Raw genomic sequence first — 9,509 nt, forward strand, 5'->3', positions numbered from 1 at the left:
AACGATGGAAGGTCTCATGGGTGACGGTCTGCAAAAACATCTCGTAGTTGTCTTTGAACATGATAATATTGGAACCGTAACCATCGGCCGTGGCCCAGCTCCGGATGCCCCAGTTGATCCCGATCCCGAGCGTGTCATGAACCCGCAAAGGCTCCATCAGAAACCAGCTGATATGACCCATTACCCGATCGCTGAAAAATTTCTCTCGCTCTCGGATGACATCAACCAGGCTGTCATAGTTGTCCCGGTAGCGGTAAAAATCCGCGAAGCCAAACAGGTTGTGTGGATTGAGCCATTTAAAAATCATTGTTTCCGGCGAATTGTCAGCCGACAGCAGAATAAAACGCGCATAATCAGAATCGTCAGGAAGCGGAGGCTCAATATATCCAAGATCACGGCGATGAGCGAGCATATTTTCGATAATCGGATGCCTGCTCAGCCCGAGTGCTGTTTCAAAGTCATCCGAATTGGAATTATAATAAGCCAGTACTTTCTCGGCAAAAGACAGGTCAATGGACAGCTGGTAGCGATCCGAAACCTCGATCCGGTATGCCCGTGGCGGTGTGAACCCGGAAAACTCCTGTGGAAATTCTGGCATCTGGGTGTTCATGATATCCTGGCAATGGGATCGATATGAAGCCAGCGTCAGAGCGCATTGGAGAGCCGATTCGAGATCAATCGGTTCCACCAGCGGATACTTCTCGGGGGTAAGCTCGTCGAAGAGTCCATAGAACCCACCCCCGCTGGCTGACTGCATTTCCTGCAATTCATATAGTCTGTTGATGTCAGACGGCCTTTTCAAGCGTCCAAGATAATCGAAAAGTATCTGTGCGTCCTTAAGAGTCAGGTATCGCCTCAGCTCGGTCACCAGCGAATCTAACTGTGTGGAAGTGGAATCCGCCCTCAGGTCCTCCCATTTGAAATCATGGTCCTGCGGAATTCCCAGACGGTTTTGCGGTCCACATCCGGAAAGTAATACAATTGTCAGCGTGACTAAAAATAGTGTTACAATAAATTTATCCAGCATTGCTCAACTCCCGCTTTGATTATCCGCCCAAAGTAAATATTTAGAGCCCATATATCTTATATTGGTAAATCTTTTGTCGCATTTATTAAAACATATAAATTAATCTCATGCAAATATATTTAAACGGAAGCTTCGTTGAAAAAGATCGAGCCGGGCTTTCTGTCGATGAGCGTGGATTTCTGCTGGCCGACGGGCTCTATGAGGTGGTGCGTGTTTACGGTGGAAATATGCTTCGCCTGGAGGACCACCTGGAACGTCTGCGCCATGGATGCCGTGAGCTGTCGATCGAATATGACGATTTCTCCCAAATCGAGGAAATCGCTTATAAACTTTTGGGGCGCAATTCTCATAAATCAGGTCAGGCAACAGTCTATATCCAGATAACCCGCGGGGTTGCGCCTCGCAAACATCGCTTTCCATCAAAAGGCACACGACCGACCGTTTATATCGCAACTTCCCCGATTTCTCCGAACCTTGACCAGATTAAAGCCGGCATCGCCGCGATCACTGTCGATGACATTCGCTGGAAGCGGTGTGATCTCAAGACTATTGCGCTATTGCCGAATGTCCTGGCGCAGGAAGGAGCAAGCCGATCCGGTGCGCAGGAAGCACTGTTTGTTGACGCTGGTAATATCATGGAAGGCACGCACAGCAATTGCTTCGCGATAAAAGCAGGCCGGTTGTTCACTCCGCCTTTGTCGAACAAAATTCTGGCCGGGATCACCAGGAAGATAGTTTTCGAGATCTGTGCGCAAACAGGACTCGATGTTTACATGGAGCCTATTCCGCGGGCTTCAATTTCCGGGCTGGATGAGCTCTTTATCACCAGCACGACTCTCGAGATTACGCCGGTGATTAGACTCGATGATAACATTATTAATGAGAGTATTCCCGGACAATTGACAATGCAGGTACAAAAAATGTTCTACGAGTATATCGCCAGGGAATGTGATTATCCCGCTCTCCTGGACATTCTCTGAGATCAAATTTCTTTGAAAATTCACGCTTTTTGTTATATTGATTCAATATAGATTATATACCCTCAGGAGTGTAGTATGTCCCGATTCTTGTTAATTGTTATAATGGTTTTTATAATATTTTCTAACGGACCACTCGATGCGCAGGACACCGATGAAATCCCGGTCACGCGCTGGTTGGATCTTGATGGCACCGAACCTGTTACATTCGATGAATGGAAAACCGGCCGGGCGGAACCGGGAGAATTTAAGATCGAACAGGTTATGAAATTCAGTCCCGCCAGCAACCGGACCGACAGCACCATGTTCTGTGTGGTTGTCAATTCCAGCCTGTATTCCTCCATCGAAAGTGATTTGATCACCTATGGCAACGACCTGGCGGGCGATAATTTCGCGGTCGAATTTTATACCACCTCAGGCGGAACCGCCATGGAATTGCGCACATTTTTAGCTGATCGCTATTCACAGGGGCTCGAGGGCGCGGTGTTGATCGGTGATCTGCCGGTGGCCTGGTACGAGAAAGACTGCTGGGAGGATCCAGTCACCCATGAGCAATGGCCCTGCGATTTATTCTATATGGATCTCGACGGCATTTTCAGCGACAGCGACAGCGATGGTATCTACGATTCCCACAGCGGTGATACCACTCCCGAAATCTGGGTCGGTCGCCTGACCGCGGGACCTTTGACCTACGGTGGCATGGGAGAGGTCGCACTGCTTCAAAACTATTTCAATAAAAATCATCTTTACCGTACAGGCCAGTTGAGTTTGAATTCGCGATCACTGGTTTATGTCGATGATGACTGGGAGTACTGGGCCGGTGAATGGAACACCGATGTCAGCTTTGCCTATCCGACCAGGACACTGGTCAGCGATCCATATACGACCTGGGCGACTGATTACGAGGAACGCCTGGACCATAACTATGAATCGATTCTGGTCTGCGTACACTCCAGTCCCTCGACCCATTTTTTCAAGGATCCCAACGAAAACTGGAGCTACACATACAACTCGGAAGTCCGCAGTATCGATCCGCAGGCTTTCTTCTATAACCTGTTTGCCTGCTCCAATGCTCGTTATGTCGAAGCGAACTATATGGCGGGATGGTATGTCTTCTGCCAGACCTACGGGCTGGTGGCGCTGGGAAGCACAAAGACCGGATCGATGCTCGAGTTTCTGGATTTTTATCAGCCCTTCGGACAGCGCAAGACGATCGGCGAAGCCTTCATGGACTGGTTTGTTGCCCAGGGGGCGGGCGGATATTCCGACTACGAAACCTGCTGGTTCTACGGCATGACCATGATCGGCGATCCGACTTTGCGCAAGTCAATGGTCTGTGTCGATTCCGATGGTGACGGTTACGGTGACCCGGAAGTGGTCGAGAACGAATGCCCGGATGATAACTGCCCGGATATCCACAATCCCGGCCAGGCCGACAGCGATTTCGACAATGTCGGTGACCTGTGCGATAATTGCCCCGATATTTACAACGGCACTCAGGTCGATTCCGATTCCGATGATGTCGGTGATGCCTGCGATAACTGCCCGGATCATTACAATCCCGGACAGGAGGATTCCGATTCCGATGGTGTCGGTGATGCCTGCGACTTTATCTGTGGCGATGTTAACAGCGACAGCGTGATCGATGTATCCGACGCGGTGTATATCATCAACTACGCTTTCTCGGGCGGACCGGAACCCGAACCGATTGAGTCGGGCGATGTCAACTGCGATGATATCGTGGATGTATCCGACGCGGTCTATCTCGTCAACTACGCTTTCTCGAGCGGACCCGAGCCCTGTTCGGAATGCAAATAATTTAGTAAGCTATATGTTTTACAAGCCTGGTCTTCGGCCGGGCTTTTTTAATTCTAATGATTCGATTTTGCGGCAAAAGCCAGGAACCTCCAACTCGTAAAACCGTTCGAATCAATAAAAAGCGAGGGACATGTCAAAAACTGCACTTATTACCGGAGCCTCCAGCGGTCTCGGGGTTGAATTCGCAAAGATTCATGCCGGTCACGGCGACAACCTGGTGCTGATCGCCCGCAGGGAGGACAAGCTGAATCAACTCAAAAACGACCTGCTCAATCATCATGATATCGACATAGTGGTTTTCCCGCAGGACCTGTCCAATCCGGAAAGCACGGGCAATATCCGGGACTTCTGCAACGATAACGATATACACATCGACTACCTGATTAACAACGCCGGGTTTGGCGGTTACGGGTATTTTCATGAAACCGACGCTGGCCGGTATGACAACATGATGAAGGTCAATATGCTGGCCTTGACGAGACTGACACGGGCATTTCTACCTGATATGGTGAAATGTAAATCCGGTAGAATCCTGAACATTGCCTCCACCGCCGCCTTCGTGCCCGGGCCGATGCAGGCTGTCTATTACGCCTCCAAGGCCTACGTGCTGTCATTTACCGAGGCCGTCGCCAATGAGTTGCAGGGGACCGGTGTGAGCGCGACTGTGCTCTGCCCGGGTGCGACCAGGACGGAATTTTTTGATGTGGCCGGGTTCGATGAGTCCAGTTTCAAGCTGATGGGGGTGGCCTCGGCGAAATCCTGTGCGGAATATGGCTACAAGTCTATGATGAACGGAAAGGTAGTCGCGATCCATGGCTTCAGGAACAAATTGATGTTGTTTACGATTCGCTTTTCTCCACGCTGGCTGGTTCGTCGTATCGTGCGATCCATGCAACAGCAATGACCCCGGTGGATTTTAGTTGCGTCTGAAAAATCCTGCAACATATTGGATTTTGATACGTCATATGGTAAAAACAAAGGAGAATGTGAAAATGGTCGGATTTCTGCTCTGGTGTATATTGTTTGTGCTCTGCTGGCCCCTGGCAATCCTGGCCCTTTTATTGTATCCGATTGTATGGCTTCTGCTTCTGCCGTTTCACCTGCTCGGGATCACAACCACAGCGGTTTTAACCCTGTTTGCCGCGATAATCTTTCTGCCGGCACGAGTCCTGGGGTACAGGCGAGCATAGATTTATGCAGTTAAAAGAAAAATAGTGAAAAACTGCCGGGCCTCTCTTCAAACATAGCTTGAAGCAGGTCCCGGCAGGATGATATTCACGCTAACTTCTGTCTACTTATTTCTTCAAATATCGTTTAAACCACCTGTCGATCCATTCGAGGCGAGCGATTCGTCGATCCGGACGGCCATGGCGCGAGAGCCCGTGGGATTCCTCCGGAAAACGCACGAACTCGGTCTTCTTGCGCATCATCTTGAGCGTCATGTACAACTGTTCGGCCTGCTCGATACTGCATCTGAGGTCCTGCTCGGAATGGATGATCAAAAGCGGTGTGTTGATATCGGCGGCATAAGTCAATGGAGAACAGCGCACATAAGTTTCCTCGTTATGCCAGTACTGACCGCCGAACTCGTACCGGATCTCATAGCCGAAATCAGAAGTGCCATTGAAGCTGATCAGGTCGACCACCGAACGCTGGGTGACAGCCGCCTTGAAACGATCGGTATGGCCGACGATCCAGTTGGTCATAAAGCCACCGTAGGACCCCCCGGTTACACCCAGCTTGTTTTTATTGACATTGGGATGGCGCTCGAGGTAATCGGCCGCGTCCATACAGTCGGAATAATCGATCGAACCCCAGTCAGCTACGATCGAACCGGCGAATGTCTCGCCCCGGCCGGCACCACCGCGTGGATTGGTGTAGAAAACTATGTAACCTTTCGAGGCCAGGTAGAGCATCTCATGATAAAAAGTAAAACCGTACTGCGCTCTGGGACCGCCGTGAATCTCGAGGATAGCAGGGTATTTTTTGGTCTTTTTCATATCCGGCGGGGTAACCAGCCAGCCCTGCAGGTCGAACCCGTCCGAAGCTTTGAACCAGACCTCTTTCGTTCTGGGAAGAATAACCTTTTTGAACAGCTCTTTATTGACCGAGGTCAGAGCTTTTGACTTGGTATCGCCTTTGAATACCGGCCTGATGACGCTGATCTCCGAGGGCGTGGTCAGCTCGGAATAAACCGCGGCGATTTTCTGTTTCTTGCCGTTTAGGCTGAAGTTTTTGATATGATAGCTCTTGTGGGTCACACGCGTCGGCTTACCGCCCATGGCGGGACAGTAGAAGATATGAGTGCATCCGCTGTCAGCGGATACGAAGTAAATCCGCTTGCCGTCTGCAGACCAGACCGGACTGGAGATCGCGAAACCTTCGCCCATATCGCCGATCGTCTGGTCATAGCACTGGCGGTCGAATTCAGGCACCATGTCTTTAGCTTTGGGTTTGCCGTCTACTCCCACGCTCCAGACATGAAAATTAGTTACTCCCCAGGCATCATCGAGATTATCATGGCCAAGGTAAGCGATCTTTTTACCGTCGGGAGAAAACGAGGGTGCGAACTTGGGACCTTCGGGTGCCGGAACCTGCCTGATTTTTCCGCCTTTTGTCGGAACGATATACAGGTCTATCTTCTGCGGATTGTATTCAGCAAAGCGGTTCTTGTTGGAAACAAATGCGATTAGTTTCCCGTCCGGCGAAAGCGCTGGCGTCATATCATCGTATCGTCCCTTTGTGATCTGGGTGGCCTGTTTTGATTCGATGTTGACTTTCCAGATATGAAACTTGTCCCCGGGCAAAAAGCCTTCGCCGTCCGAACGATAATGCATGGTTGTAATATGACGATAGAGCGGAGCTTCTTTTTTCTTTTTATCGTCTTTGATTTTATGTGAGTCATTGTAACGGAAAAGAAATACGATCTCTTTTCCATCGGGAGTCCACATAAGCGATGTAAAGGCGCCGTCCATCTCAATTAACTGTTTTTCAGCACCGCCGTCTGCCGGCATGATATAAATCCCGGTCTTTTTATCGCGGGTGGAAACAAAAGCCAATTGATTACCGTCATTGGACCAGGCCAGGCCACGGTCGTTGACTTCCCCGTGGGTATATTGTTTAGACTCTCCCGACTGGAGATCGAGCATATAGATATGCGAAAAGTATTTACGTTTGTCAGCGGATATGCTTTCCAGTGTATAAGCGACCCGGTTTTCATCCGGGGAGATCTCTGTCTGTGTTATTACATTCAGCCGGGTCAGGTCTTCGGCAGTAAGCGGACGTTTATGTGAAGCTGTTTTCTTTGCCATGAGCACCTCTTTTCAGAATGATTGATTTCGCAAAGTATGAAAAGAGGATAGCTAAAGCGGGCTTTTTTGTCAAAAAGAAAAAAAACATATGCTCCAACGGGCAGGAATTCCAAGACGGAACACTGATTTACCTGTTGATGGTGACAAGCTGGAATAAGATCATCACGATTGGAGCATATGCTTTTGAGGATTGCATGTATAGGTGCTTTTACATTCGCATGCCTCCCACAAGGGGTTTTAATAGTACCGTTCAAAGTTTTCCGGTCAGAAAGATGTGGTGTTTACAGACCTCGACCGGATATAATCAGAGGACGCCACAGGGGCTTCTACATTATAAATGTCAGGCCGCCAACCAGGTGATATACTGCGGCGCCCATCTGAAAATTCACTTATCTTAAAACTCCCGGCTTCAAATAAGAAGACAGGATCCTGTCGATTTCAGACAGGTATTCATCGATTGCTACATCCTCCGGATGAGTCTTGGTGACCGCCTTGAGGATGTCACGGATCGTGATCAGGTTATTTATAAACCTCTCCTTGTCACCGCAGGAATTTTCTGACAGGGTCTGGTGCTCGTGCATACGTTTCAGCATCCCGCTTATCACTTCCTGCACTTAAACTCTCCGTAAGGGGTTACATAATAGCAATTACATACAAATCATCGGCTTATAAAGCAAAAACCGCAGTGGGGTAAACGGGTTATAAAATGGGTATGTTGTGTACCCTGTAGTGCGTATGCCTGAAATCGCCCTGTCAGATGGTCTGGAGGTAGGATCTCAGGTTAATCTTGTTATTGGCAATTCCCAATTTGCGCCGGATCATCTTTCGCTGTGTGCGCACGGTCTCCTCGGAGGTGTTGAGCATTGACGCTATCTCTTTGGAGGTCATGCCATTACGGATCATGTCACAGATCTGGACTTCGCGCGGGGTTAGTTTTCTGAACTGGGTTTCAACCTTGTTAATAAAGGGGTCGGTCAGATCTTCGAGATTTCGTTTCAGCAGTCCGACACATTCGCGGATAACATCATCGCCCTGATTCTGGAGCTTGTTTATGATTGGCAGAATCATTTTTTCGACGTTGGATTGAATCCGCAGTGAGATATCCTTTTTCTCGCGGTCGATCTGGTTGATTACTTCCTTTAGAGCTATGTTTTTATCTTTCAAAGCGATCTGTTCCATCTGCAGACGCTCGTTGGCGTTTTTGAGCTGAGCCTGGAGTTTCTTGGAAGTTGTGACATCCTGCAGTTGCGCGATAAAATAAAGCGGTTCCCCTGAAGAATTGTTAATCCGGGTAGCGCTGATTGTTATATGCAGGACCTGTTCGGAACGATGACGCAGGCGGATTTCGATCTGATTGCTCTGGCGTTCTCCCTTGATCAATTCTACCAGCAGGTTGAGGACCTGATCGCGGTCATCTATATGCGTGATTTCCTCCAGGCTGTACTGGATCAGCTCTTCTATGGTATATCCCAGCAGATCCGCCAATGCCTGGTTGACACGGATAAAGCGCCCGTTAACAGCGATTTGTGCCATACCGATACCGGCATTCTCGAAAGCCCGGCGGAAACGCTCCTCGCTTTCCTGGAGAGCCTGGCGATCTTTGCGGTGCGGGGTGATGTCGCGGTCGATGCCGATATAGCCGATCGGGTTGCCGTTACTGTCACTGACAAGCGATATGCATGTATCCGCCCAGAAATGAGTGCCGTCTTTTTTGCGCTGGATATAGCTTCCCCGCCAGGTGCCTTCTTCGATCACCATAGCCATCCGGCTCTCTTCTTCATCAGAACCCTCATCATCGACAATAAATGTTATATTTCTGCCCAGGACTTCATCAGGTGTGTAACCATACAACTCCTCGGCCCCATGACCCCAGTACAGCACGGTACCATCGAGATCGGTCGCCACTACTGATTCGCGCACACTGTCCAGAAGCTGGGCCTGGAAACGGAGTTCCTCCTCGTAGCGTTTCTGACGGGTAATATCCTGGCAGGCCCCGATCAGCGCAATCACTCTGCCATTCTCAGCGATCGGACGGCTGTAATTGCGTAACCAGCAGACTTCGCCGGATTTGGTGAAGATGCGGTATTCGAAGACACAGTCCTGACCCGCGAAGAGCTTGTTTAAGTGGGTGAAGAATATATCTTTATCTTCCGGATGCAGAAGCTGTTGCCAGCGTATCCGGGGCAGGTCGTCGATTTCGTATTCAGTGATACGGGTAAAAGCTTCTGTTACCCATTCATAGATGAATTCGTTGTTTTCATCGAGCCGGATATAATAGGCGAAATCGGAAGCCAGCTCTGAGACCAGCCTGAAGCGTTTTTCACTCTGCCTGAGAGCTTCTTCAGTCTTCTTGAGTTCTGTGATATCGGTGTCGGT

The 9,509-nt window shown here is 49.6% G+C and carries 8 protein-coding genes; 4 read left to right on the forward strand and 4 right to left on the reverse strand.

Going from position 1 to position 9,509, the window contains the following annotated elements; all coding sequences use genetic code 11:
• On the reverse strand, positions 1-1,027 hold a 1,027-nt coding region (locus tag GF404_12635; protein MBD3383027.1), incomplete at its 3' end, for a hypothetical protein.
• Positions 1,028-1,134: 107 nt separating this feature from the next.
• On the opposite strand from GF404_12635, the gene GF404_12640 reads away from it, so the two are divergent.
• The 4 genes from GF404_12640 to GF404_12655 all read left to right on the forward strand — a co-directional run bounded on the left by GF404_12640 (position 1,135) and on the right by GF404_12655 (position 5,012).
• Positions 1,135-2,007 (forward strand): D-alanine aminotransferase Dat, encoded by an 873-nt coding sequence (locus GF404_12640; GenBank protein ID MBD3383028.1) that lies wholly within the window; start codon positions 1,135-1,137, stop codon positions 2,005-2,007.
• Between the two features lie 75 nt (positions 2,008-2,082).
• A complete protein-coding gene (locus GF404_12645) occupies positions 2,083-3,822 on the forward strand; it encodes a hypothetical protein (GenBank protein MBD3383029.1) in 1,740 nt (579 codons plus the stop codon).
• Positions 3,823-3,952: 130 nt separating this feature from the next.
• The gene (locus GF404_12650) at positions 3,953-4,726 is read left to right on the forward strand and encodes an SDR family NAD(P)-dependent oxidoreductase (protein MBD3383030.1); all 774 of its coding nucleotides are present in this window, start codon (positions 3,953-3,955) and stop codon (positions 4,724-4,726) included.
• An 88-nt stretch (positions 4,727-4,814) separates the two neighbouring features.
• A complete protein-coding gene (locus GF404_12655; protein ID MBD3383031.1) occupies positions 4,815-5,012 on the forward strand; it encodes a hypothetical protein in 198 nt (65 codons plus the stop codon).
• 105 nt (positions 5,013-5,117) lie between these two features.
• On the opposite strand, the gene GF404_12660 is transcribed toward GF404_12655, so the two are convergent.
• The 3 genes from GF404_12660 to GF404_12670 form a co-directional block, all read right to left on the reverse strand.
• Positions 5,118-7,133 (reverse strand): prolyl oligopeptidase family serine peptidase, encoded by a 2,016-nt coding sequence (locus tag GF404_12660; protein ID MBD3383032.1) that lies wholly within the window; start codon positions 7,131-7,133, stop codon positions 5,118-5,120.
• A gap of 389 nt (positions 7,134-7,522) precedes the next feature.
• Entirely contained in the window at positions 7,523-7,747 is a 225-nt protein-coding gene (locus GF404_12665; protein ID MBD3383033.1) for a hypothetical protein, read from the reverse strand.
• 139 nt (positions 7,748-7,886) lie between these two features.
• Positions 7,887-9,509 (reverse strand): PAS domain S-box protein (locus tag GF404_12670; GenBank protein ID MBD3383034.1); only part of this gene is annotated, 1,623 nt, incomplete at its 5' end.

The organism is Candidatus Zixiibacteriota bacterium (assembly GCA_014728145.1).
Classification (GTDB): domain Bacteria; phylum Zixibacteria; class MSB-5A5; order JAABVY01; family JAABVY01; genus WJMC01.